Below are 24,637 nucleotides of genomic sequence, written 5' to 3' on the forward strand. Positions count from 1 at the left end.
CGGGCTCTCCCCCGGGCCCCCCGGGGCGCCGGGGGGGGGGGGGGCCCGGGTCCGCCCCGGCGCCCCGCCCCACCCCGCCGTCAGGCTCCGCTAGAGCGGATAGGTGCGGGCCACGGCCAGCATCTCCGAGCTGTGCGAGCCCACGATGCCGATGCCGGGCGGGCGGGGCCGGAAGCCCGGCAGCGCGTCCAGGCCGTCGCTGGCGTCCATCGCGCGCAGCGCCACCTGCCCCGCCTTCGGCGTCACGGTCAGCGTCACCTCGATCCCCTCCGGCGGCGGGGCGTGGAAGACCAGGCCGAAGCCCCAGCGGCCCTCCCGGGCCTCCACCGGCACCGCCCGGCCGGCCACCTCCGCCCGCAGCACCGTCGCCGTCGCCGCGTCGACGTGCAGGGTGGTCAGGCGGACCTGGCGTTGCGGGACGAGCCGCAGGCGCAGGGTGCGCTCGGTGCCGGCGGTGGTGTCCGCGAGCACCTCCAGCTTCGGAGCGGGCAGGTCCGCCGCCTGCGCCGGGCCGGCGCGCAGCTCGGCGTCGCCCAGACCGGGGAAGTCGGCGACCTCGGTCACCCCGTCGACGTAACCGTCGGTCCAGGGCTGGGGGTCCTCCTCGTGGCTGAGCCAGCGGGCCTGGCCGGTGCCGGCGTCGAGGGCGTACATCAGGTGGGTGGGCGCGGGGTGCGCGGCGTCGAAGCGGTCGACGGCCAGCCCGACCCCGGCGAGGACCACGGCCGCCAGCGTGGTGGCGGCGGCCGGCAGCGCGCCGAGTCGGCGCGCGCGCACGGCGAGCAGCCCGCGCTGCCCGCCGGCCTGCGGGTGCAGCAGGTCGACCACCGGCAGCGCGGCGAGGCCGAGCAGCACCGCGACCAGCGCGGCGACCCCGCCCATGGCCATGCCGAGCGCCGGGAAGAGCAGGACGACGGTGGGCAGCAGGATCACCACGGCCACCGCGGCGGCCAGGGTCGTCGCGACCACCGGCCACGGACCGTCGATCCGCACGCTCAGCGCGACCAGCCCGGCCAGCGCGCCGGCCAGGGCCGGCAGGGTGACCAGGTACGCCCCGCCGGGCACCAGCACGGCGAGCAGCACCCCGAGCACGGCCAGCCAGCCCAGCCCGCCGATGGCGAGCGCGGCCGGGCCGACCCGGCGGCGGGTGAGCGCGTACCAGGTGCACAGGACGGCGGCGGCGAGCGCCACCACGGCCAGCCGGTACCAGGTGGGCCGGTACGGGTCGAGCAGCTCGGCGTAGCCGGGCCGCAGCGCGGTGATCGCCCCCCAGAACAGCTGCGCGGCGAGCGGGGCGAGCACGAGCGGCAGCAGCGCCAGCCCGAACCCGGCGGCGAGCCGAGCCCCGGTGGTGCGGCCCCGCCGCAGGGCGAGCCAGCCGAGGGCCACCACGGCGGCGAGCGCGAGCAGCGCCAGGGGCAGGACCAGCCAGCCGGGGTAGCGGACCAGCCCGCCCGGGACGGGGAAGTAGGTGGCGTCGTGCCCGGAGTCCAGCGCCCTCAGGTCGACGCGGCCGAACTCGCGGGCCAGGCCGAGGGCGTTGTCGCCGTGGTGCTGGAGGCTGGCCCGGTCCATGGCGGCGGGAGTGTCCAGGGGGGTGTGGTAGATCGCCCCGCCGTCGATGTACGCCGAGTTCAGCCCGACGAAGTCGTTGTCGAGGAACGCGGTGAAGTCGGTGTCGTTGGGTAGCGCGCGGTAGATCTCCACGGCGAACGAGGTGCCCACCGGGTGCGGCGCGGCCCGGCCGAAGGCGTCCACCAGGGCGGCGTTGTCCCGCGACGTCTCGAACATGATCACCGGGCCGGTCGAGCCGCGCGCCTCCAGGTTGAGCACCACGCCGCCGCCGGCGGCCAGCGGGTGGCTGGACGCGAACGCCGCCGCCCCGCACAGGCACGCCTCCTCGGCGTCGGTGAGCACGAAGACGATGTCGTTGCGCGGCCGAGGGCCGGCGGCCAGGGCGCGGGCCACCTCCAGGATGGCCGAGGTGCCGGCGGCGTCGTCGTTGCCGCCCGGCCCGGACTGCACCGAGTCGTAGTGCGAGACGAGGAAGACCTTGCCGGTGGGGTCGGTTCCGGGCAGCCGGGCCACCACGTTGCGGACCCGGGCCAGGGTGGCCCCGCCGGCCGCCCCGCTGAGCTGGCCGGCCTCGGGCGCGACGGTGTCCTGCACCTCGGTCTCCAGGCCGAGGCCGCGCAGCACGCCCTCGACGTGGGCGCGGACCTGGTGGTTGGCGGGGCTGCCCGCCACGTGCGTCCGCGCGGCGACGACCTCGACGTGCTCGTACGCCCGGGCGGCGCTGAACTCGCCCGGCGGCGCGTCGGCCGGGCGCGGCGCGGGGGTGCGCAGGTCGAGCAGGGTGCCGGCGCCGACGGCGACGAGCGCGGCGAGCGCCGCCGCGGCGGCGGCCAGCCGGCGACGGGGCCGGGCCAGCGCGCGGTCGGCGGGGCGGGTGGGGGGTGCGCCCACGGGGTCTCCTCGGGACTGGTCTCAGGTGGGCACCATCCTGCACCCCGGCGGCCGTCAGCGGGACTCCCGGTGTGGGCCGCAGGGAGCGCGGACGCCCGCTTTGCCCCTCGCCGCACAGTGATCCGACCCATGCCCGCGCATGCGGGGCCCGTCGTGTTGTGTGCGAACGTTGTCTAATACAGGATCAGCAGGGCACTCGGAAGGAGCCCGACATCACCAGCGATCTCCCGCGTCTCGCGGCGGTGACCCGGCCGCACCGGGGGACCGGCCTGGCCGGTTCCTCCGTCGCGCCGTATCCGCACGGCGGCATGGGACGTCATCCCAACCTGCCTCCCGGCGAGCGGCTGCGGGTGCTGCTGGTGGAGGACGACGAGGGCGACGCCTTCCTGGTCGGTGAGCTGCTCGCCGAGACCAACTCGATGATCGACCTGCTGGTGGCCACCAGCCTCAGCGAGGCCCGGCAGCGCGTGATGGGCGTCGACTGCGTCCTGCTCGACCTGGGCCTGCCCGACGCGCAGGGCCTCGACGGGCTGCGTCAGGTGCTGGAGATGGCCAGCGGCGCCGCCGTCTGCGTGCTGACCGGCCGCTCCGACGAGCACCTCGGCATCGTCGCGGTCGCCGAGGGCGCCCAGGACTACCTGGTCAAGGGCCAGGTCGACGGGGTGCTGCTGACCCGGGCGCTGCGCTACGCGGTGGAGCGCAAGCGGGCCGACGAGAACGCCCGGCGGCTGCGTGAGGTCGAGCTGCGCCAGGCCGAGTCCGCCCGCCTCGAACGGGGCCTGCTGCCCCAGCCGCTGATGACCACCGACGTGGTCGCGGTGCACACCTTCTACCGGCCCGGCCGGCACGCCGCCCTGATCGGCGGTGACTTCTACGACGTGGTGCAGACCCGGCCCGACCGGCTCGACCTGATCGTCGGCGACGTCTGCGGGCACGGCGTGGACGAGGCGGCCCTCGGCGTCGAGCTCCGGGTCGCCTGGCGGGCGCTGATCCTCGCGGGTGTGCCCGACGACGAGGTGCTCCCGGCGCTGGAACAGGTGCTGATGAGCGAGCGCCGGCTCCAGGAGATCTTCGCGACCGTCGCGACCGTGCGGCTGGACCTCGACGCCAACCGGGCCACCGTCCGGCTGGCCGGGCACCCGCCGCCGCTGCTGCTCGCCGGGGGCAAGGTGGTGCCGGTTCCGGCACCGGGCGGCCTGCTGCTCGGCGTACGACCCCGCCGGCCCGTGGCCTACGACCTGGAGTTCGACACCGATGACTGGTCCCTGTTGATGTACACCGACGGCCTCATCGAGGGCCGGATCGGCGAGGGCGACGAGCGCCTCGACGTGCCGGGCCTCAGCGGACTGCTCGCCGATCCGGCGACCCTCGCCGTGCCGCTGTCGGAGCTGCCGGCCTGGCTGGTCGGGCGCGCCGAGCAGCTCAACGGCGGTCCGTTCGCCGACGACGTCGCCATGCTCCTGGTCAGCCGGGGCGGTGGCCGGTGACGGGCGTCCGCGAGTGGACCCTGCGTCAGCGGGTCGTCATGCTGCTCACCGTCGTCGCCTTCCTCCTGATCGGGCTGGCGGGCGGCGCGGTGGTGGTGGCGACGAAGAACCGCATGCACATCGACGCGATCCTCAACAAGACCGGGCCGCTGCGGGTGCAGGCGCAGGAGGTGCAGAACGCGCTGCTGGACCAGGAGACCGCGGTGCGCGGCTACGCGGTCAGCGGCAACCCGGCCGACCTGACGCCGTACGACGCCGGGCGCAAGCGGGAGCAGGACCTGGTCGTCTCGATGGAGCGGCTGCTCGGCGACTACCCGGAGATCCGGCAGGAGCTCCTAAAGGTGGAGCAGCGGGCCGAGGAGTGGCGCCGGGCGGTGGCGGTGCCGGTGGTCACCGCGACGCAGCAGCGCGGCACCGCCGCGGGGCAGGCGTTGATCACCGATCAGGCCCGGGAGCAGTTCGACGCGGTCCGCGGCGCGCTGGACGACCTCCAGTTCGAGATCTTCGAGGCCCGGCAGCGGAGCGCCGAGGACGTCCGGCGGACCAGCAACCTGCTGGTCGTCCTGCTGATCGTCGCGGTCGCGGTGGTGATCATCGCCGGCAGCATGCTGCTGGTCTCCCTGGACAAGATGGTGATCCGCCCGCTGACCGGCCTCGCTGACCAGGTCCGCGAGGTGGCCGAGGGCGACTACCAGCACGGGATCGCCGGCGCCGGCCCGCCCGAGTTCCTCCGGCTCGCCGAGGACGTGGACGCCATGCGGCGCAAGATCGCCAAGGACCTGGCCGAGGTACGGGAGGCCCGGGAGCGGATCGAGTGGGTCAACAGCCAGCTCCAGAAGCAGGCCGAGGAGCTCACCCGCTCCAACCGTGACCTGGAGCAGTTCGCGTACGTCGCCTCGCACGACCTCCAGGAGCCGCTGCGCAAGGTGGCCAGCTTCTGCCAGCTCCTCCAGCGCCGCTACGCGGGGCAGTTGGACGAGCGGGCCGACCAGTACATCGCGTTCGCGGTCGACGGCGCGCAGCGGATGCAGCGCCTGATCAACGACCTGCTCGCCTTCTCCCGGATCGGCCGGCTCACCACCGGCTTCACCGAGGTCGACATGAACAAGGTCATGGGCGACGTGGCCGGCCAGACCGAGGCGGCCCGGCAGTACGCCGACGCGGAGCTGACCTGGGGCGAGCTGCCCGTCATCCGTGGCGAGGAGCCGCTGCTGACGAACCTGCTGGCCAACCTGGTCAGCAACTCGGTCAAGTTCCGCCGCCCCGACGTGCCCCCGAAGGTGCACGTCTCGGCCCGTCTCGTGGGCGACGAGTGGGAGATCAGCTGCCAGGACAACGGCATCGGGATCGAGCCGGAGTTCGCCGACAAGATCTTCGTCATCTTCCAGCGGTTGCACGCCAAGGACGCGTACCCGGGCACCGGGATCGGGCTGGCGATCGTCAAGAAGATCGTGGAGTACCACGGCGGTCGGGTCTGGGTGGACACGGGCGTCGAGGAGGGCACGGCGATCCGCTTCACCCTCCCGGCGCTCCCCGAGGACATCGAGGCGGCCACCGCGTCGGCATCGGACGAGCCGGCGGCCGGGGACGGCGTGGCCGGGGACGGCGACGGGACGCCCGGGGACGCCGTCGAGTCCGCCGCCGGGGCCGGCACGGGCGGTGTCCCGGCGCAGGCCGACCGGCGCGACGACGAGACGGAGACCACGGACGGGCCCGGCCGGGCACCGGAAGGCGGTAGAACGGGTGACATGAGGGAGACGGTGGGATGACCGCGCCGGCGGACGGCAAGAGCCCGATCGAGGTCCTGCTGGTCGAGGACGATCCGGGTGACGTGTTGATGACCCAGGAGGCGTTCGAGGAGCACAAGCTCCGCAACCGGCTGACCGTCGTCTCCGACGGCGCCGAGGCGCTCGCCTACCTGCGGCGGGAGGGCCAGTACGCCGACGTGGTGCAGCCGGACCTGATCCTGCTCGACCTGAACCTGCCGCGCCGCGACGGCCGGGAGGTGCTGGAGGAGATCAAGAAGGACGAGCAACTCTGCCGGATCCCGGTGGTGGTGCTGACGACGTCCCAGGCCGACGAGGACATCCTGCGCAGCTACCAGCTGCACGCCAACGCGTACGTGACGAAGCCGGTGGACTTCGAGCGCTTCATCTCCGTGGTCCGGCAGATCGACGAGTTCTTCGTCAGCGTGGTGAAGCTGCCGCCGCGTGGCTGACACCCTGCTCGACGACGTCGGTGGTCTGCTGCGCGAGACCGCCGACCAGGTCGTGCTTCCGCTGTTCCGCAAGCTCGACGACGCCGACGTGAGCGAGAAGGCGCCGGGTGACCTTGTCACCGTCGCCGACCGCCGCGCCGAGGAGGTGATCTCGGCGGCCCTGCGCCGGCTGCGTCCCGGCTCGGTCGTGGTGGGCGAGGAGGCGGTCGCCGACGACCCGGCCCTGCTGGAGCACCTGGGCGGCTCCGGCGACGTGTGGCTCGTCGACCCGGTCGACGGCACCTCGAACTTCGCCGCCGGCCGGCAGCCGTTCGCACTGATGGTGGCGCTGCTGACCGACGGGGATCCCGTCGCCGCGTGGGTGCTCGACCCGCTCGCGGGGACGCTGGCCGTCGCGCGGGCCGGCGAGGGCACCTGGCTCGACGGCCGGCCGGTGCGTACCGGCGACCGGACGCCCGCGCTCGACGCGGTGCGCGGCGCCGCGATGTCGCACGCCCTGCCGGCCGCGCCGCGCGCGCTGGTCGAGGCGGGCGGCGCGCGGCTGGGCGAGATGCTGCCCGGCCAGCACTGCGCCGGCCGGGAATACCTGGACGTGCTGACCGGGGACCAGGACTTCGTGCTCTTCTGGCGCACCCTGCCGTGGGACCACGCCCCGGGCGCCCTGCTGGTCCGGGCGGCGGGCGGGGTCGCGCGGCGCTTCGACGGCACCGACTACCGCCCGGGGGACGACGGCCACGGCCTCCTGGTAGCCGCGAGCGAGCAGATCTGGGTGGGCGTACGCGAGGCCCTGCTCGACGGCGCGTGACGTCGCTGCGACCCTGAGTGGAGGTCCCACGGTTCGGGCGTTCGCGGGCCTGGCCCGGCGTGCTCCGTCCGGTATCCTGACCGCCGGTCTCCGCCAGCAGGCCGCCGACCGGCGCCCGGCGGGGGCCGCCGCCGCGCCGTGTTGTCATCCGGGGCCGGCGGCCGACGGAAGGATGCTTTCGTGCGCAGGACCATGCCCGTCGGGCGTCGCGGCCGCCGCCCGCTGACCGCCCTGTCGGCCGGGCGGCGTGCCCGCCGTCCGCTGACCGCCCTGCTCGTCGCCGTCACGCTGCTCTTCGGCGTGGGCGCCGTGCCGGCGTACGCGGAGCCCAACGAGGGCGGCACCAAGAAGCTCCGGGACGCCCTGGAGACCACCGCCAAGGCGCACATCGAGGCCAAGGGGAAGCTGGAGAACTCCAAGGTCCGGCAGAAGCGGCTGGCCGTGCAGTTGGGCGCGGTGGAGGTCCGGCTGGTCGAGCTGACCGCCCAGGTCGGCGAGGTGGCCGCCCAGTCCTACCGGCTGGGCCGGCTGACGCCCACGTCGATGCTGCTCAACAGCGCCTCCCCGGAGGCGTTCCTGGACCGGGCGGCCAGCCTCGACATGATGGCGCAGCGCGACAGCAGGCGGCTGCGCAGCATGATCGAGGCGCGGGAGCAGGCGCGACAGGCCAAGATCGCCATCGACACCGAGGTCCGGGAGCAGCAGAAGCAGCTCGCCGTGATGGCGAAGAAGAAGAAGGAGGCCGAGGCGGCGCTCGCGGAGGTCAGCTCGGGCAGCAGCGGCGGCTTCAGCGGCGGCAACTCCTCCTCGGCGAAGCCGGCCCCCCGCAACTCGGACGGGTCCTGGCCGTCGGAGTCCTGCTCGGTGAACGACCCGACCACCTCCGGCTGCATCACCCCGCGCACGCTCAACGCCCTCAAGCAGACCCAGGCCGCAGGCTACAAGCGGCACGTCTCCTGCTACCGCAGCGGCGGCTCCGGCGAGCACCCCAAGGGCCGGGCCTGCGACTTCTCGGCCGCCACGGGCGGGTTCGAGGACAAGACCGCCACCGGCGGGGACAAGTCGTACGGGGACAGCCTCGCCGCCTGGCACGTGCGCAACGCCAGCCGGCTGGGCGTGCTCTACGTGATCTGGTACCGGCAGATCTGGCACCCCGGCACCGGCTGGCGGGCATACGGCGGCAGCGGCAGCCCCGCCGCCGACCACACGAACCATGTTCATCTCTCGATGTACTGACCCGGGGGTCCAGTTTTCCTGCGTACCATCGCGCGGGTGAGCTCCCCATCCTCCGACGTCACGGTCCCGCCCGCCCAGCCGGCGGCCTCGACCGCCCGGGCCCTGCCCAACGGCCTCGCCGCGTTCCTGGTCTTCTTCTCCAGCGGAGCCGTCCTGGTGCTGGAGACCGCCGCGCTGCGGCTGGTCGGGCCGTACGTCGGGGTGACCCTCCAGGTGACCAGCTCGGTCATCGGCATCGCCCTGGCCGCCATCGCCTACGGCGCGTGGACGGGCGGCTGGCTGGCCGACCGGCGCAACCCGAGGGCGATGCTGGCCCCGGCGCTGGTGCTGGCCGGCATCGCCACGGCCGTCACCCTGCCCGTCGTCCGGTACGCCGGCGAGGTGCTGCGCGGCGGGGCGGCCTCGGCCATCCTGCTGCTCGTCGCGCTCGCCGTCTTCGTGCCGGCGGCCCTGCTCGCCGCCGTCACCCCGCTGGTCGTCAAACTCCAGCTCGCCGACCTGCGGCGCACCGGCCAGGTGGTCGGCCGGCTCTCCAGCGTGGGCACGCTGGGCGCGGTCACGGCCACCCTGGTCACCGGTTTCGTGCTGGTGGCCGCGCTGCCCAGCACGGTCATCCTGTTCGCCCTGGCGGCCTCCCTCGGGCTCACCGGGCTCGGCCTCGGGGTGTGGCTGCGCCGCCAGGACCGCGCGGAGCTGCCCGGCCCCGCCCGCGCCAAGGCCGCCCTGGCGGTGCTCGGTCTCGTCGGCGCCGGGCTGACCACCGTCGCCCCGAACCCGTGCGACATCGAGACCGCCTACCACTGCGCCAGCGTGGAGGTCGATCCCGCCCGGGACTCCGGCCGCACCCTGCTGCTCAACTCGGCCCAGCACTCGTACGTGGACCTCGCCGACCCGACCCACCTGGAGTACGCGTACACCCGGTGGATCGGGGCGGTGGCCGACGTGGTCGCCCCGCAGGGGCAGCGGCTCGACGCGCTGCACCTGGGCGGCGGCGGGTTCACCGTGCCCCGCTACCTGACCGCCACCCGTCCGGGCACCGACAACGTCGTGTTCGAGATCGACGGCGGGCTGGTGGAGCTGGGCGAGCGCCAGCTCGGCGTACGCCAGGGGCCGGACCTGCGGGCGGTCGTGGGTGACGCCCGGCTGCTCGTCGCGGGGGAGGCCACCGACAGCCGCGACCTCGTGGTCGGCGACGCGTTCGGGCACCTGGTGGTGCCCTGGCACCTCGCCACCCGGGAGATGGCCGCCGAGGTCCGCCGGGTGACCCGCCCGGGCGGCGTCTACGTGCAGAACGTCATCGACTACCCGCCGCTGCGCTTCATCCGCAGCGAGCTGGCCACCGTCGCCGCCGAGTTCCGGCACGTCGCCCTGATCGCCCCGGCGGCGGCGCTCGCCGGTCAGGAGGGCTCGAACTTCCTCATCGTCGCCTCCGACGCCCCGCTGCCGCTGGAGGCGGTCCGCGCCCGGCTGGCCGAGCTGCGGGAGGACGCCAGCCTGCTGGCGGGCGCCGACCTCACCGCGTTCGTCGGCGAGGCGCTGGTGCTGACCGACGACTACGCGCCCGTGGACCAGCTCCTCGCCACCGCCTGAACGGGTGAATCGCTGACCGATTCCGACCCTTCAGGTGTAGCCGGGTCGGTCCGGGGCAACTACGACCCTCATGGGTGGACCGATCCGGGACGGCGCACAACTGCTGGGCGAGCGGTACCGGCTGATCGAGCAGCTGGGGGCGGGCGGCATGTCCGTCGTCTGGCGCGGCTACGACGAGGTGCTGGGTCGGCAGGTGGCGGTCAAGGTGCTCGCGTCGCGGCTGGCAGCCGACCGCGCGTTCCGGCACCGCATCCGGATCGAGGCGCAGGCCGCCGCCCGGCTGTGCCACCCCAACATCACAAACGTCTACGACTACGGCGAGTCGGAGCAGGTCGGCCTGACCGTGCCGTACGTCGTCATGGAGCTGGTCGACGGGGAGTCGCTGACCGGCCGGCTGCGCCGGGGCAGCCTGCCCTGGCGGGAGGCGGTGACGATCGGCGCGGAGGTCACCTCGGCGCTGGCCACCGCGCACGCCCGTGGCGTGGTGCACCGCGACGTCACCCCGGGCAACGTCATGCTTACCGCCACCGGCGTGAAGGTGGTCGACTTCGGCATCTCCGCCCTGGTGGGGGAGAAGGAGAAGGGGCCGGACGGCGCGCTGCTCGGCACCCCCGCGTACCTCGCCCCGGAGCGGCTCGACAACGGTCAGGTCTCCCCGGCCACCGACGTGTACGCGGTCGGCCTGCTGCTCTACCGGATGCTCACCGGCCGGCTGCCGTGGCAGGCGAGCACCACCACGCAGATGCTGCGCGCGCACATGTACAACGAGCCGGAGCCGATGCCGCCGGTGCCGGGGCTGCCCGACGAGGTGCGCGAGCTCGTGAGCCGCTGCCTGGCCAAGCGCCCGGGTGACCGGCCCGCCACCGCCGAGGTCGCGCGTACGCTCGCCGAGGCCGCCGGCATGATCGCCCCGGTGCCGGTCTCCCCCGCATCGGGGCCCGTCGACGAGGCCGCGTTCGCCGCCGCCGGCACCACGATCCTGCCCTGGTCCGCCGCGACCGACGCGCTGCCGTTCTCCCGTACGCGCAACCGGCGCGCGGCGACCCGGCGCCGGCGGATCGAGGCGGGGGTGGCCGCCGCCGGGCTGGTGGCGGTGACCGCGGCGCTGTGGGGGGTGACCTCGCACAGCCCCGCCAGCGGCGGCATCGACCAGCCGACGGAGGCGCGGATGGGGGCGGAGACGCCGCCGCCCTGCCGGGTCACGTACGCGCTGCGCACGGACTCAGGCAAGGACTTCGCCGCCGAGCTGACCCTGACCAACACCGGCCTGCGGGAGTTGCGCGACTGGCGGCTGAGCTTCACCTTCCCCAGCCAGCAGACGGTGACGAAGGCGACCCCCGTCCCGGTGCGCCAGCAGGGGCGCACGGTGCTGGTGGAGGCGGCGCCGGAGCGGGCCGCGCTGGCCCCCGGCGCGTCCGAGAAACTCACCCTGACCGGCCGCCACGGCGGGGCCAACCCGCTGCCGCTGGAGTTCCGCCTCGGCGACGAGACCTGCGGCGCGCAGGTCTCCGGGGTGGCCGGCGCGGCGCCCAGCGTGGCACCCACCAAGGCGCCGGCCAAGGCGCCCACCGTCAAGGCCCCGACGAAGAAGGCCGGCACGTCGGCCGGGAGTTCCGGCGGGTCGAAGGCCAAGTCCGACAACTCCGGCAAGGGCAAGGGCAAGGCGGGTGGTGGAAAAAAAGTAAGCCAGGAAACGGAAAGGGAAAGGGACACGGAAAGGGACGATGACGATGACGATGACGATGACGACGACTGAGCCCGCCGGGGTCAGCTGAACTCCGAGAACCGTTGCACCTGCTCGATGTCCCCCTCGACGATCAGCATGCTGCCCGGGGCGATCACGGTGGCGTCGGTGGCGTACCGGAAGCGTTCCCCGGGCAGCTTCACGCCCACCACGCGCACCCCGTAGCGTCCGGTGGGCGTCAGTTCCGAGAGCGGCCGGCCGAGCATCGCCTCCGGGGCGCACACCTTGGCGATGGCGAAGTCGTCGCCGAACTCGATGAAGTCGAGCATCCTGCTGACGATGAGGTGGGCCAGCCGCTCCCCGGTCTCCGCCTCGGGAAAGATCACGTGGTGCGCGCCGACCGAGTCCAGGATCTTGGCGTGCTTCGTCGAGGTGGCCCGCGCCCAGATCTGCGGTACGCCCAGCTCGACAAGCGCCAGCACCGTCAGCACGCTCGCCTCCAACGAGGCACCGATGGCGACCACCGCCCGGCCGAAGTCCGCCACGCCGAGTTGGCGCAGCGCCCCCTCCTCGGTGGAGTCGGCCTGCACGACGCGGTCGAGCTGCGCCGACCACCGCTGCACCTGCTCCGGGTTGCGGTCGATGGCCAGCACCTCGTGGTTCATCGCGGCCAGCGCGCTGGACAGGTGACACCCGAACCGGCCCAGTCCGATCACCACGACACTGCCCTCGTCCGTCCTCCTAGCCGACAATGGGTTGCTCCTCCGGGTAGCGGTACAGCCGACGGCGGGTGTTCAGGGCGAGCGCCGACCCGAGGGTCAGCGGCCCGATCCGGCCGACGAACATGAGGACGATCAGGGCGAGCTGGCCGCTCTCCGGCAGCGCGGCGGCGACCCCGACGCTGAGGCCCGTGGTGGTGAACGCCGAGGTCACCTCGAACAGCGCCTCGTAGTAGCGGACTCCCTCGGTGAGGAAGACCAGGAGCACCGTGCCGCAGACCACCAGCGCGACGCTGAGCAGGGTGACGGTGATGGCCTGCCGCTGGCTGGCGGTGGCCACCCGGCGCTTGCCGACCGTCACGTCCGGCTCTCCCCGTAGTTCCGCCCACATCACGAAGGCGAGCAGGAAGAACGTCGCCACCTTGATCCCGCCGGCCGTGCTGGCGCTGCCGCCGCCGATGAACATCAGCGCGATGAGGAGGGGATAGCTCTCCTCCTCCAGGCCGTCCACGTTCAGGACGTTGAAACCGCCGGTGCGGATGTACGAGTTCTGGGCGAACGCCACCAGGAGCTTGTCCGGCCAGGTGTAGATGCCCAGGGTGCGCGGGTTGGCCCACTCGATGGTCAGCAGGGCGGTGAAGCCCACCGCCAGCAGTGCCAGGCTGCCCCAGACGGTCAGCTTGGTGGCGACCGCCCACCGGGCGGGGCGCCGCCACTCCCGCACCGCCTCGAAGAGCGCCGGGAAGCCCAGCCCGCCGACGATCGTGCCGAAGGCCAGCGGCAGGGTGACCCAGGCGTCGGTGGAGAAGGCGACCAGGCTGTCGGTGTGGAGGGCGAACCCGCCGTTGTTGAACGCCTGGACGGCGTGGAAGACGCTGCCCCAGAGGGCCCGGCCGAACGGATAGTCGTAGGTGATCCACAGTCGGGCGGTCAGGATCGCGGTGATGACCGCCTCGCAGGCCAGCGCGAGGCCGGCGATGCGCAGCAGCAGCCGGCGTACGTCGCCGATGCCGAACTCGGCGGTCTCGGCCTGCACCAGCAGCCGGCTGCGCAGCCCCAGCCGCCGGGCCACCACGAGGATCACCAGGGTCGCACCGGTCACGATGCCGAGGCCGCCGACCTGGGTGAGCACGGTGATCATCACGAGCCCGAACCCGTTCCAGTAGTTCGGGGTGTCGACCACCGCCATCCCGGTCACCGAGACCGCCGAGGTGGCGGTGAAGAGGGCGGTCAGGAACGGGGTGTGCCGGTACTCGCTGGTGGCCCAGGGCAGCATCAGCAGTCCGGTGCCGACCAGGATCGTCACCAGGAAGCCGAGCGGCACGAGCCGCACGGGGTGACGAAGAAGCCGGCGCACCAGACAATCTTCCTTTTCCGCTGCGGATCGGGTGTGGAAACCGGCATCCCGAGGGTTCATCCGCCGGCCAGGCAGCGACCAACTCGCCGTCAACGCGGGCCTGTCTGCTGAGGCGGATTCCTCGACGACAAGGAGACTGCGTTGCGACGTACCCTTTCCGCCCTCGGCCTGGCCGGCGCCCTGCTCGCGGCGGCCGTGGCCGTGCCGGCGCTGACGGCCTCGGCCGCCCCGGCACCCGCCGCCGTGCGTGCCCGGGCGGCGGACCGGCCGCTCGTGATCGGTCACCGGGGCGCCAGCGGCTACCGGCCCGAGCACACCCTGGAGGCCTACCGGTTGGCGATCCGGCAGGGCGCGGACTACATCGAGCCGGACCTGGTCGCCACCCGCGACGGCGCGCTGGTCGCGCGGCACGAGAACGAGATCAGCGGTACGACCGACGTGGCCGCCCGCCCCGAGTTCGCCGTGCGCCGGGCCACGAAGACCATCGACGGCGTCGCGGTCACCGGCTGGTTCACCGAGGACTTCACCCTCGCGGAGCTGCGGACCCTGCGGGCCAAGGAGCGGCTGCCCAAGGTGCGTGTCACCAACACCGCCTTCGACGGCCGGTTCCAGGTGCCCACCCTCCAGGAGGTCATCGACCTGGCCCGGAGCGAGGGGCGGGCGCGGGGCCGGACGATCGGCGTCTATCCGGAGACCAAGCACCCCAGCTACTTCGCGTCCATCGGGCTGCCGCTGGAGGAGCCGCTGGTCGAGGTGCTGCGGCGCAACGGGCTGACCCGCCGCAACTCGCCGGTCATCATCCAGTCGTTCGAGACGGCCAACCTGCGCGAGCTCGACAAGATGATCGACGTCCGGCTCGCGCAGCTCCTCGACGCCACCGGCCGCCCTTACGACTTCACCGTCGCCGGTGACGCCCGCAGCTACCAGGACCTGGCGAAGCCGGCCGGCCTGAAGTGGATCGCCTCCTACGCCGACGGCGTCGGCGCCAACAAGAACCTGATCGTCCCTCGGGATGGAACCGGCCGGCTGCTCGCCCCGACCACCCTGGTGCGGGACGCGCACCGCGAGCGGCTGATCGTGCACGCCTGGACGTTCCGGGCCGAGAACCAGTTCCTGCCGACCGACCTGCGCATCGGCGCCGACCCCAACGCTCGCGGCGACATCCAGGCCGAGTACGAGCTGTTCCTCGCCCTCGGCCTCGACGGCGTCTTCACCGACCACCCGGACACCGCCGTCGCCGCCCGCGAGGGCCTCGCCCGCCGCTGACCTCCCCTCAAGCGGCGTACGCCGCAGATCTTGGTAGGAAACGGCCCATCAGGGGGCACTTTCCTACCAAGATCTGGACGGTCCCGACCGGCCCGGTGTGGATATCGGTGGCGCGGAGCGACACAGCATCACTTCCGTCGATGGGGCGGGCGCCCATCGCGGACGGGTGGGGTCGCCACCGCGTCGTGATCGTTGTAACCCCCGACCACCCCACCCCTGTTACTTGTGTGTTTCGGCCACATAGCCCGTGGGTGACGTCACTTCTAGCGTGAGCCGTCATATGAGTTCCCTACCTCCGAGTCCTCACGTGGAGTCGCAATGACGGTCCGGACGACGCGGCGGGTGTTCCTCTCCGCCGCCACGATGATGGCCGCGGCGCTCGCCGCCACGGCCTGTGGCAGCCCGCAGGACACCGCCTCCGGTGGCGGCGACAGCGCCGCCCCGGTGAAGGTTGGCCTGGTCTACTCCCAGTCGGGAGCCCTCGCCAGCTACGGCAAGCAGTACATCGAGGGATTCAAGGCCGGCCTCGACTTCGCCACCAAGGGCACCAACAAGGTGGGCGACCGGGCCGTCGAGGTCACCGGGGTCGACGACGCGGGTGACCCGGCGAAGGCGGTCTCCGCGGCCAAGGACCTGATCGGCAAGGGCAACAAGATCATCGCGGGCTCGACGGCCTCCGGCGTGGCCCTCCAGGTCGCCCCGATCGCCGCCCAGAACAAGGTCCTCTTCATCTCCGGGCCCGCCGCCACCGACGCGGTGACCGGCGCCAACAAGTACACGTTCCGCTCCGGCCGGCAGTCGTACCAGGACGTGGTCACCGCCAAGTCGTTCATCGGCGACCCGGCCGGCAAGAAGGTCGTGGTGTTCGCCCAGGACGGCGCCTTCGGCGACGCCAACGAGGCGGCCGTGAAGGCCGTCATCGGCGGCGCGGGCGCGGCCGTCAGCAGCGTCCGGGCGCCGGCCAGCGCCACCGAGTTCACCCCGTTCGCCAGCCAGATCAAGTCCGCCAAGCCGGACCTGCTCTTCGTCGCCTGGGCCGGCACCACCGCCCCCGCGATGTGGCAGACGCTCGACCAGCAGGGCGTGCTCTCCTCCACCACGGTCGTCACCGGCCTGGACATCCGCGCCTCGTGGCCGACCTTCGGCGCCGCCGGCAGCAAGATCTCCTTCCTGTCGCACTACTTCGACGGGGCCTCCGACAACGAGGCCGTGAAGGCGCTGAAGGCCAAGGTCGGCACCGTCGACCTGTTCCACCCGGACGGCTTCGCCGCCGCGCAGATGGTCGTACGGGCCATCGAGGAGGGCGGCGACGACGTCGAGAAGATGGTGAAGGCGCTGGAGGGCTGGAGCTTCGACGGGGTCAAGGGCAAGATGACCATCCGCGCCGAGGACCACGCGCTGCTCCAGCCGATGTTCCAGGCCAAGCTCTCCGGCAGCGGCACCGCGTTCACGGCCACCGCCCAGAAGGCGCTGACCGGGGACGAGTCCGCGCCGCCGGCCGTGGCGATGAAGGGCTGACACCAGATGCTCGCCACCCGCGGTCTGACCTGGCGGATCGGTGAGGTCGCCATCGTCGACAGCGTCTACCTCGACCTGGCGCCCGGGGAGTTCCTCGGCGTCATCGGGCCCAACGGCGCCGGCAAGACCTCACTGTTCAACCTGATCACCGGCATTCGCCGGGCCACGGAAGGACGGATCACCCTCGACGGGCAGGACATCGGCCCCCTGCCGCCGCACCAGCGGGCCCGTCTCGGCCTCGGCCGTACCTTCCAGGCAAGCTCGGTCTTCGGCTCGCTCAGCGTGCGGGAGAACGTCCGGCTCGCCGTGCAGGCGCACCGCGGGGGCTCGATGAAGCTGTGGCGGCGGGCGGCGGCCGACCGGGAGGTCGCCGCCGCCGCCGACGCGGCGCTCGACCGGGTCGGCCTCGCCCACCGGGGTACGGCGCTGGCCGGCACCCTCGCCCACGGCGAGAAGCGGAAGCTGGAGATCGCCCTGCTGCTCGCCGGGGAGCCCCGGGTCATGCTGCTCGACGAGCCGATGGCCGGGGTCAGCGCCGAGGACGTGCCCGAGCTGGTCTCGGTGATCCGCTCGCTCACCGGCGACAGCGGCCGGTCGGTGCTGATGGTCGAGCACCACATGGACGTCATCCTGGAACTGGCCGACCGGATCGCCGTGATGCACCACGGCGCGCTGCTGGCCTGCGACACCCCGGAGACGGTGATGGCCAACCCCACCGTGCAAGAGGCCTACCTGGGGGAGGCTCTGTGAGCGCGAGGAATGAGCCGGGTTTGCGAGTCCCGCAGTCGCGAACGAAAGGCGGCTCATGATGGAACCCATTCTCAGTGTGGAGAACCTGTCGGTCCGCATCGCCGGGCTGCACATCCTCCAGGGGGTGTCCTTCACGGTCGCCCCGACCGGCGTCACCGTCCTGCTCGGGCGCAACGGCGTGGGCAAGACGACCACGCTGCGCGCGATCGTCGGCCTCACCCCGCCCGCCGGCGAGGTGCGCGGCGCCGTCCGGATGGGCGCGCAGAGCCTGCTGGCCCGGCCCACCCACCGGCTGGTCCGCGGCGGGCTGGGCTACGTGCCGGAGGACCGGTGCGTCTTCGCCGGGCTCACCGTCGCGGAGAACCTCCGGCTCGCCGAGCGGCGGGGCAGCACCCCGGCGTACGACAAGGTGTTCGCGCTCTTCCCCGAGCTGGACCGGCGCGGACGGCAACGGGCCGGCTCGCTCTCCGGCGGGCAGCAGCAGATGCTCGCGATCGGCCGGGTGCTGCTCAACGACAACCGGCTGCTGCTCGTCGACGAGCCGACCAAGGGGCTCGCGCCGAAGGTGGTGACCGAGGTGGCCGAGGTGCTGGAACGGGTCGCCGAATCCGTTCCGGTGCTGCTCGTCGAGCAGAACCTGGCAGTGGTCCGGCGGCTCGCCCGGGACGCGGTCGTGCTGGCCGCCGGCCAGGTCGCCTGGACCGGCGACGCGCAGGAACTGCTGCTGGAGACCGCCCTGACCAAGTCGCTGCTGGGCGTCGGCTCGGCGGAGGGACACCACCCCGCCGGTACGCCGGCCGGCGCACGGAAGGACGAGCACTGATGGACACCGTCATCCTGTTGACGCTGACCGGGCTCGGCCTGGCGGCGCTCTACTTCCTGGTCGCCAGCGGGCTCTCCCTGGTCTTCGGCCTGGCCGACGTGCTCAACTTCGCGCACGGCGTCTTCCTCGGCGTCGGCGCGTACGGGACCTGGTGGGCGGCGCACAACCTGCCGGGCGCCGGGTCGGACGGCTTCGGCTTCGTGGTCGCGGTCGCCTTCGGGGTGGCCGCCGGCACGCTGGTCGCGGTGCTCGTCGAGCTGGTGCTGATCCGGCCGCTCTACTCCCGCACCATCGAGCAGGTGCTCGTCACCGTCGGCCTCTCGCTGGCCGGCGTGGCGCTGCTCCAGGCCACCTGGGGCGCGGACGCCCGGCCGTTCCCGCGCCCCGAGTGGAGCCGGCAGGTCACCTCGATCCTCGGCGCCAACGTGCCGAACGGCGGCCTGCTGCTGATCATCGCCGCGGTGCTGGTGCTCGGCGCGATCCTGGCCTTCCTCCGCTGGACCCGCTACGGCCTGATCATCCGGGCCGGCGTGGAGAACCGGGAGATGGTCACCGCGCTCGGCATCGACGTGCGCAAGGCGTTCACCCTGGTCTTCGCGATCGGCGGGGCGGCGGCGGCGCTGGCCGGCGCGCTCGGCGGCGTCTACTTCGGCACCGTCTCGCCCGGCCAGGGCGGCTCGCTGCTGATCTTCGCGTTCATCGTGGTGGTCATCGGCGGGATGGGCTCGGTGATCGGGTCCGCGTACGCGGCCGTCGCCGTCGGCCTGACCCAACAGTTCGTCAACTACTACGGCACCTCCGGGCTGGGCGACATCTGCGTGGTCGCGCTGCTGGCCGTGGTGCTGCTGCTGCGCCCGCAGGGCATCGCCGGAAAGGTGGCAACGGCATGACCGAGGTCAAGAGCCCCGAGGTGCCGGCGCCGCCGGCCGCCGTGCCCGACGAGCTGACGCCGGGGCGCCGACGGTGGCACGGGCTGCGCCCGTACCTGCCGCTGGTCGCGCTGGTGGTCGCGCTGATCCTGCCGTACTCGACGCTGCACCTGCCGGGGATCTTCGAGGGGGCGCTGAACTCCCCGGGGACCCTGCAACTGCTCGCCGTCTGCCTGGTCTTCGGCGGTCTGGCCGCCGGGTACGACCTGCTCTTCGGCCGGACCGGGATGCTCTCCTTCGGGCACGCCCTCTACTTCGCCGCCGGCGTCTACGGCACCGACATCCTCGTCACCAAGGCGGGGCTGCCGCTGTGGCAGGCCGCGCTGCTCGCGACCACCGGCGGGACGATCCTCGCCGCGCTGCTCGGGGCGGTGGCGCTGCGTACCGTCGGCATCGCGTTCGCCATGGTGACGCTCGCCTTCGCCCAGGTCGGGGCGATCCTGGTGGCCCGCGACTTCGGCGGGCTCACCGGCGGCGAGGAAGGGCTGCCGCTTGACGTCTCCGGGCTGCCCGAGGGGCTGGTCGGGGTCACCAACACCGTCAACCTCTACTGGCTGGCGCTGGCGTACCTGGTAGTGGTGGTCTTCGTGGTGCACCGGGTCTCCGGCTCGCCGACCGGGCGGGTGCTCGCCGGCCTGCGCGACGACGAGCGGCGGATCGGGGTGCTCGGGCTCGACCCGTACCGCTTCAAGCTGGTGGCGTTCACCCTGGCCGGCGGCCTGGCGGCGGCCGGGGGCGCGGTCTACGTCCTGATCGTCGGCGGCGCCTCGCCGCACATCACCTCCTCCGAGTGGACCCTGGCGCTGCTGGTCATGGTGGTGCTCGGCGGGCCGGGCACCCGGTGGGGCCCGGTGATCGGCGGGATCCTCTACATGTACCTGGACCACCGGCTGGTCGCGTTCGGCACGTCCGACGCGGTGGAGGCCCTGCCGGCGTTCCTGAGCAACCCGCTGTCGCAGCCGCTCTTCGTGCTCGGCACGGTCTTCATCCTGGCCGTCTACTTCTTCCCCGGCGGCCTGGCCAGCCTCGCCCCGCGCCTGGCACTGCTGAAGCACTCCCTGCGCACCCCGTCCCGCCGCCCCTGACGGCGCGGGCCCAGGCCCCGCCGATGACGCAGCTGCCGCCGCCCGGCGACGGCTCGTCATCGGCGGGGCCTGCGCGTGGACGGGGACCGACGGCCCGCAGGCGTCGGGGCCGCGGCCCCCTCGTGCGACCGCGACCCCGTCTCCCGTCCTCGTACGTCAGCTGTTCAGCAGCTCGTACGCCGACTCCGGAGCCTTCTGCGCCTGGCTGCCCGTCGGCACGGTGACCTTCGGGGCCTTGCCGAAGTCGAAGTACTTCACGACGTACTTCGTGGCCTTGAGCTTGCCGACCGCCGGGATCTCCAGGGTCAGCGAGGTGAGGTTCCCGTCCGCCCCGATGACGGCCGTGAACGGGATCGTCTTCGCCGCGGTGCCCAGCGCGTCGACGTCCACGGCGTCGGCCATGGCCTGGCGCACGTGCTCGCCGTGGGTCAGGTCCACGGTCCCGGTGTAGGTCCCGCCGCCCTGGTCCGTCACGGTGTCTCCCATCGCCCCGAGGATCGCGCCGGTGTTGCCCGGGTCGGCACCCTCGTAGTAGGGCACGCTGGCCGGGTCGGTCAGCTTCGCGTGGTCCAGCTCCATCCACTTCTTCGGCAGCTTGAGCATGCTGCTGAGCTCCTCGGCGCCGTCGAAGCTCACCTTCATCCAGGAGCGCTGCTCGATCAGGCGGAAGGAGAGCTTCATCGTGAAGTCGAGCTCCTTGTCCTTCTCGGTCACGGTGAGGTCCATGCCCTTGCCCGCCGGGTCCACCACGCCGGTGACGACGCCGGTCGGGTCGCTGCCGCTGAACCGGAAGGCCGGGTCCTCCTCGTCCGGCACCGCCGCCAGGAGCGTGCTCTTCGGGTTGGCCGACGGGGACGCCGACGGGACCGGCGAGGAGGCCGCCGGGTTGTCCTGGGCGTCGTCGTTGCCACACCCGGCCACCAGGGAGGTCGCGGCCGCCAGGGACACGGCTGCCGCCGCGACCCGCCGGACCCTGCCGGCGCGGCCGGTCTGCTGCGTGATTCGCATGATTCTCTTTCCTAGCTGGACTGTTGCCGCCGCAGATCTTGGCACGCGCCGGTGCCGCCGCGTTGGCCCTGAGGGCCCGCCCGTCGTCCGCGCGGTCGTCCGGCACACCGTCGACCGGGTCGAGCGTGGTGGTGACGCGGGTCCTCGGCCTCACCGGTGGCCGACCCGCACGCGGACAGTCCCCGTCCGAGGGCGGTCGGGCGGTGTGCCCCGGGCGGTCCGCCGTCTCGCGGGAGCGGGGAACGTCCGCCGTAGCTGGTAGAAATGCCGGATGAGCCAGGATCGGACGGCGGTACGGGAGCGGGCCGAGGCGGTGCTGCGGCGGTTGGCCGGCGAGCACGCCCGGCTCCGGGAGGACCAGTGGCGGGCGATCGAGGCGCTGGTGGTCGACCGTCGTCGGGTCCTCTGCGTGCAGCGCACCGGGTGGGGCAAGTCGGCGGTCTACTTCGTGGCCACCGCCCTGCTGCGGGACCGGGAGGCGGCCGGCGCAGAAGGCGTCGCCGGGCCTACCGTGATCGTCTCGCCGCTGCTGGCGCTCATGCGCAACCAGGTCGAGTCGGCGGCCCGCGCCGGCATCCGGGCGCGCACGATCAACTCCGCCAACCTCGACGAGTGGGACGAGATCACCGCCGAGATCCACGCCGGCGCCGTGGACGTGCTGCTGATCAGCCCGGAGCGGCTCAACAATCCGGACTTCCGGGACACCGTGCTGCCGAAGCTGGCCGCCACCACGGGCCTGCTGGTGGTCGACGAGGCGCACTGCGTCTCCGACTGGGGGCACGACTTCCGGCCGGACTACCGCCGGCTGCGCACCTTCCTCGGCAACCTGCCCGAGCGCACCCCGGTGCTGGCCACCACGGCCACCGCCAACGCCCGGGTCACCGCCGACGTGGCGGAGCAGTTGGGCGACGCCCTCGTGCTGCGCGGCAGCCTGGACCGCGAGTCGCTGCGCCTCGGCGTGGTCGAGCTGCCGAGCCCGGCACACCGGCTGGCGTGGCTCGCCGACCACCTGGACCGGCTCCCCGGCTCGGGCATCGTCTACACGCTGACGGTCGCCGCGGCGGGGGAGACCGCCGAGTTCCTGCGTTCCCGGGGCTACGCGGTCGCCTCCTACACCGGGCAGGCCGAGGACGCCGACCGGCGGGCCGCCGAGCAGGACCTGCTGGACAACAAGATCAAGGCGCTCGTCGCCACGAGCGCGCTGGGCATGGGCTTCGACAAGCCCGACCTCGGCTTCGTCGTGCACCTCGGCGCGCCGCCGTCCCCGATCGCGTACTACCAGCAGGTCGGCCGTGCCGGCCGGGCCGTCGCGCACGCCGAGGTGCTGCTGCTGCCCGGCACCGAGGACGCCGCGATCTGGCGCTACTTCGCCTCGCTCGCCTTCCCGCCCGAGGCGCAGGTCCGCGCCGTCCTGGCCGCCCTGCACACCGACCGTCCGCTCTCCACCCAGGCGCTCGAACCGATCGTCGACCTGCGCCGGGCCCGGCTGGAGCTGATGCTCAAGGTGCTCGACGTCGACGGCGCGGTCCGCCGGGTGCGCGGCGGCTGGCTCGCCACCGGGGAGCCCTGGGTCTACGACGAGGCCCGATTGCGCCGCGTCGCCGAGGCGCGCACCGCCGAGCAGCAGGCCATGCGGGAGTACGCGACCACCTCCGACTGCCGGCTGCGCTACCTGCGCGAGTGCCTGGACGACGCCGGGGCCGCCGACTGTGGCCGCTGTGACCGTTGCGCCGGCCCGTTGTTCACGGCCGACGTGTCGGACGTGGCGCAGACCGCCGCGCAGACCTTCCTCGGCCGGCCCGGGGTGGAGATCACGCCGAAGAAACTCTGGCCGACGGGGCTGGAGGCGGTGGGCGTACCGCTGAAGGGGCGGATCGCCCCGGCGGAGCAGGCGCTGCCGGGGCGCGCCGTGGGGCGGCTGTCCGACCTGGGGTGGGGCGGCCGGCTGCGCGACCTGGTCGGGCCGGAGGCGGCGGACGTCGCCGTCCCCGACGACGTGGCCGCCGCCGTGGTCGAGGTGTTGAAGGCGTGGGCGCACGGCGACGAGCGGTGGCCGCGCCGCCCGGTCGGGGTGGTCGCGGTCGGCTCGCGCCGCCGGCCCCGGCTGGTCGGCTCGCTCGCCGAGCGGATCGCCGCGGTGGGCCGGCTGCCGCTGCTCGGTGCGGTGACGCCGACCGGCGCGCCGGCCGGCGGCCCGCGCGGCAACAGCGCCCAGCGGGTACGCGCCCTGCACGGCGCCTTCGCCGTGCCGGAGGACCTGGCCGACGCCCTCGCCGGGCTCGACGGGCCCGTGCTCCTCGTCGACGACCTGGTCGACTCGGGCTGGACGATGACGATGGCCGCCCGCGAGCTGCGCCGGGCCGGCGCCCCCGACGTGCTCCCGCTCGCCCTGGCCGTGGCCGGCTGAGCCACCGGCACCGCCCGGCGGGCCGGGTCGCCGATGCCTGGGCGGAGGGCCCGAGCTGCGGCGGCGTCATGATCGGACCGGTCGGGAAAGTTCCCGGCGGGGGCGGACTGCGACCGTCGCCACGCCGCGCCACCGGCGGGCCGGCCCGGTGCCGACGGGCGGTAGCGTGGGCGGCATGACCGATGAGCAGCCCGTTCGCGACCGGGACGGCGGCGGTGCCTGACCAGGTGTCGGCCGCGCCGGAGCACGCCTCGGCGGCCCCGGAGCACGTGCCGACCGCGCCCGACGGCGGGCCGACCCCGCCGGAGCAGGCGCCGGTCGCGTCCGACGGTGCGCCGGTCTCGTCGGAGCAGGCGTCCGCCGGGCCGGAGCACGTGTCGGCCGTGCCGGACCGCGGCACCGTCCGGCTGGCGCTGGTCGTCGGCGGGTTGGTGCTCGCCGTCCTGCTCGGCTTCGGCCTCGGTCGGCTGAACGGCGGCGGCCCGTCCGCGGCGGCGGGACCGGACAGCGCCCTCACCGGCCACAGCCACCCGCCGGGCACGGGCGCCCACGAGCACGGCGTCGACCAGGCCGCGGCGGCGCAGGCCGCCGGTCTCTCGATCAGCTCGGCGGGCTACACGCTCACCCCCCTGGCCGCCACGTTCACCGCCGGCCGCGCGGGCGAGCTGCGCTTCCTGGTCCGGGACGCGCAACGCCGCCCGGTGACCCGGTTCGCGGTCGTGCACGAGAAGCCGATGCACCTCATCGTGGTGCGTCGCGACCTGACCGGCTACCAGCACCTGCACCCCACGATGGCGGCCGACGGCACCTGGTCGGTGCCGCTGACCCTGCCGCAGCCGGGCGTCTGGCGGGCGTACGCCGACTTCACCGCGCTCGCCGACGACGGCCGGCAGACCGCCGTGACCCTCGGGGTGGACCTGACCGCGCCGGGCGGCTACCAGCCGACGCCGCTGCCGGCGCCGGCGTCCTCGGCCACGGTCGACGGCTTCACCGTCAGCTACCAGGGCACCCCGCAGGCCGGCGTGACCGTCCCGCTGACCTTCCGTGTCGACTCGGCCGGCGGGCCCCCGGCGCTGGAGCGTTACCTCGGCGCGTACGGACACCTGGTCGCCCTGCGCGAGGGGGATCTCGGCTACCTGCACGTCCACCCCGAGCCGCAGCCGGTCGACGGGGCGGTGACGTTCTGGGTGACCACGCCCGACCCCGGCCGGTACCGGCTCTACCTGGACTTCCAGGTCGCCGGCGTGGTGCGCACCGCCGAGTTCACGCTGACCGTGCCCTGACCTCGC

At 73.7% G+C, this 24,637-nt stretch carries 19 protein-coding genes; 15 read left to right on the forward strand and 4 right to left on the reverse strand.

Annotated features, from left to right (window positions below; translation table 11 throughout):
* Positions 1-90: 90 nt before the first annotated feature.
* Positions 91-2,466 carry a M28 family peptidase gene (locus AB0B83_RS16785; protein ID WP_357578952.1) on the reverse strand — a complete coding sequence of 792 codons (2,376 nt, stop codon included), beginning with the start codon at positions 2,464-2,466 and terminating at the stop codon, positions 91-93.
* Positions 2,467-2,774: 308 nt separating this feature from the next.
* Between AB0B83_RS16785 and AB0B83_RS16790 the strand changes: the two genes are divergently transcribed.
* The 7 genes from AB0B83_RS16790 (at position 2,775) to AB0B83_RS16820 (ending at position 11,558) form a co-directional block, all read left to right on the forward strand.
* Positions 2,775-3,953 carry a fused response regulator/phosphatase gene (locus tag AB0B83_RS16790; protein ID WP_151456478.1) on the forward strand — a complete coding sequence of 393 codons (1,179 nt, stop codon included), beginning with the start codon at positions 2,775-2,777 and terminating at the stop codon, positions 3,951-3,953.
* Positions 3,950-5,722: an ATP-binding protein gene (locus tag AB0B83_RS16795; protein ID WP_357578953.1), complete on the forward strand. Its 1,773-nt coding sequence runs from the start codon at positions 3,950-3,952 to the stop codon at positions 5,720-5,722. The genes AB0B83_RS16790 and AB0B83_RS16795 overlap by 4 nt, the downstream gene beginning before the upstream one ends.
* Positions 5,719-6,171: a response regulator gene (locus AB0B83_RS16800; RefSeq protein ID WP_311413128.1), complete on the forward strand. Its 453-nt coding sequence runs from the start codon at positions 5,719-5,721 to the stop codon at positions 6,169-6,171. The genes AB0B83_RS16795 and AB0B83_RS16800 overlap by 4 nt, the downstream gene beginning before the upstream one ends.
* Positions 6,164-6,976: an inositol monophosphatase family protein gene (locus tag AB0B83_RS16805; protein WP_357578954.1), complete on the forward strand. Its 813-nt coding sequence runs from the start codon at positions 6,164-6,166 to the stop codon at positions 6,974-6,976. Before AB0B83_RS16800 ends, AB0B83_RS16805 begins: the two co-directional genes overlap by 8 nt.
* A 192-nt stretch (positions 6,977-7,168) precedes the next feature.
* Positions 7,169-8,212: a hypothetical protein gene (locus tag AB0B83_RS16810; protein ID WP_357578981.1), complete on the forward strand. Its 1,044-nt coding sequence runs from the start codon at positions 7,169-7,171 to the stop codon at positions 8,210-8,212.
* A gap of 36 nt (positions 8,213-8,248) precedes the next feature.
* Positions 8,249-9,802: a fused MFS/spermidine synthase gene (locus AB0B83_RS16815; RefSeq protein ID WP_357578955.1), complete on the forward strand. Its 1,554-nt coding sequence runs from the start codon at positions 8,249-8,251 to the stop codon at positions 9,800-9,802.
* 70 nt (positions 9,803-9,872) lie between these two features.
* Complete coding sequence (locus AB0B83_RS16820; protein WP_357578956.1) at positions 9,873-11,558, forward strand: serine/threonine-protein kinase; 1,686 nt, start codon at positions 9,873-9,875, stop codon at positions 11,556-11,558.
* Positions 11,559-11,569: 11 nt separating this feature from the next.
* Here AB0B83_RS16820 and AB0B83_RS16825 read toward each other — a convergent pair whose 3' ends face one another.
* Positions 11,570-12,238: a TrkA family potassium uptake protein gene (locus AB0B83_RS16825; protein WP_357578957.1), complete on the reverse strand. Its 669-nt coding sequence runs from the start codon at positions 12,236-12,238 to the stop codon at positions 11,570-11,572.
* Positions 12,228-13,562, reverse strand: coding sequence for a potassium transporter TrkG (locus AB0B83_RS16830; RefSeq protein WP_357578958.1), 1,335 nt, complete (start codon positions 13,560-13,562; stop codon positions 12,228-12,230). The genes AB0B83_RS16825 and AB0B83_RS16830 overlap by 11 nt, the downstream gene beginning before the upstream one ends.
* Positions 13,563-13,703: 141 nt before the next feature.
* Here AB0B83_RS16830 and AB0B83_RS16835 point away from each other — a divergent pair, with 141 nt between their 5' ends.
* The 6 genes from AB0B83_RS16835 (at position 13,704) to AB0B83_RS16860 (ending at position 19,933) form a co-directional block, all read left to right on the forward strand.
* Positions 13,704-14,828 carry a glycerophosphodiester phosphodiesterase gene (locus AB0B83_RS16835; protein WP_357578959.1) on the forward strand — a complete coding sequence of 375 codons (1,125 nt, stop codon included), beginning with the start codon at positions 13,704-13,706 and terminating at the stop codon, positions 14,826-14,828.
* 318 nt (positions 14,829-15,146) lie between these two features.
* Positions 15,147-16,346: a substrate-binding domain-containing protein gene (locus AB0B83_RS16840; protein ID WP_357578960.1), complete on the forward strand. Its 1,200-nt coding sequence runs from the start codon at positions 15,147-15,149 to the stop codon at positions 16,344-16,346.
* Positions 16,347-16,352: 6 nt separating this feature from the next.
* The gene (locus tag AB0B83_RS16845) at positions 16,353-17,096 is read left to right on the forward strand and encodes an ABC transporter ATP-binding protein (protein WP_357578961.1); all 744 of its coding nucleotides are present in this window, start codon (positions 16,353-16,355) and stop codon (positions 17,094-17,096) included.
* Between the two features lie 55 nt (positions 17,097-17,151).
* A complete protein-coding gene (locus tag AB0B83_RS16850; RefSeq protein ID WP_357578962.1) occupies positions 17,152-17,919 on the forward strand; it encodes an ABC transporter ATP-binding protein in 768 nt (255 codons plus the stop codon).
* Positions 17,919-18,809: a branched-chain amino acid ABC transporter permease gene (locus tag AB0B83_RS16855; RefSeq protein WP_357578963.1), complete on the forward strand. Its 891-nt coding sequence runs from the start codon at positions 17,919-17,921 to the stop codon at positions 18,807-18,809. Before AB0B83_RS16850 ends, AB0B83_RS16855 begins: the two co-directional genes overlap by 1 nt.
* The gene (locus AB0B83_RS16860) at positions 18,806-19,933 is read left to right on the forward strand and encodes a branched-chain amino acid ABC transporter permease (RefSeq protein ID WP_311413118.1); all 1,128 of its coding nucleotides are present in this window, start codon (positions 18,806-18,808) and stop codon (positions 19,931-19,933) included. Before AB0B83_RS16855 ends, AB0B83_RS16860 begins: the two co-directional genes overlap by 4 nt.
* Before the next feature lie 156 nt (positions 19,934-20,089).
* On the opposite strand, the gene AB0B83_RS16865 is transcribed toward AB0B83_RS16860, so the two are convergent.
* The gene (locus AB0B83_RS16865; protein ID WP_357578982.1) at positions 20,090-20,935 is read right to left on the reverse strand and encodes a hypothetical protein; all 846 of its coding nucleotides are present in this window, start codon (positions 20,933-20,935) and stop codon (positions 20,090-20,092) included.
* Positions 20,936-21,212: 277 nt separating this feature from the next.
* On the opposite strand from AB0B83_RS16865, the gene AB0B83_RS16870 reads away from it, so the two are divergent.
* Complete coding sequence (locus AB0B83_RS16870) at positions 21,213-23,348, forward strand: DEAD/DEAH box helicase (protein WP_357578964.1); 2,136 nt, start codon at positions 21,213-21,215, stop codon at positions 23,346-23,348.
* A 182-nt stretch (positions 23,349-23,530) separates the two neighbouring features.
* Positions 23,531-24,631, forward strand: a complete 1,101-nt coding sequence (locus tag AB0B83_RS16875) for a hypothetical protein (protein WP_357578965.1) — start codon at positions 23,531-23,533, stop codon at positions 24,629-24,631.
* Positions 24,632-24,637 lie beyond the last annotated feature (6 nt).

It is taken from the genome of Micromonospora sp. NPDC049060 (assembly GCF_040649055.1).
Classification (GTDB): Bacteria; Actinomycetota; Actinomycetes; order Mycobacteriales; family Micromonosporaceae; genus Micromonospora; species Micromonospora reichwaldensis.

Coding starts and splice junctions, on each gene's coding strand:
- AB0B83_RS16840 (WP_357578960.1), top strand. CDS start 15,147: ATGACGGTCCGGACGACGCGGCGGGTGTTCCTCTCCGCCGCCACGATG.
- AB0B83_RS16860 (WP_311413118.1), top strand. CDS start 18,806: ATGACCGAGGTCAAGAGCCCCGAGGTGCCGGCGCCGCCGGCCGCCGTG.
- AB0B83_RS16870 (WP_357578964.1), top strand. CDS start 21,213: ATGAGCCAGGATCGGACGGCGGTACGGGAGCGGGCCGAGGCGGTGCTG.
- AB0B83_RS16820 (WP_357578956.1), top strand. CDS start 9,873: ATGGGTGGACCGATCCGGGACGGCGCACAACTGCTGGGCGAGCGGTAC.
- AB0B83_RS16850 (WP_357578962.1), top strand. CDS start 17,152: ATGATGGAACCCATTCTCAGTGTGGAGAACCTGTCGGTCCGCATCGCC.
- AB0B83_RS16800 (WP_311413128.1), top strand. CDS start 5,719: ATGACCGCGCCGGCGGACGGCAAGAGCCCGATCGAGGTCCTGCTGGTC.
- AB0B83_RS16855 (WP_357578963.1), top strand. CDS start 17,919: ATGGACACCGTCATCCTGTTGACGCTGACCGGGCTCGGCCTGGCGGCG.
- AB0B83_RS16845 (WP_357578961.1), top strand. CDS start 16,353: ATGCTCGCCACCCGCGGTCTGACCTGGCGGATCGGTGAGGTCGCCATC.
- AB0B83_RS16875 (WP_357578965.1), top strand. CDS start 23,531: ATGAGCAGCCCGTTCGCGACCGGGACGGCGGCGGTGCCTGACCAGGTG.
- AB0B83_RS16790 (WP_151456478.1), top strand. CDS start 2,775: ATGGGACGTCATCCCAACCTGCCTCCCGGCGAGCGGCTGCGGGTGCTG.
- AB0B83_RS16810 (WP_357578981.1), top strand. CDS start 7,169: ATGCCCGTCGGGCGTCGCGGCCGCCGCCCGCTGACCGCCCTGTCGGCC.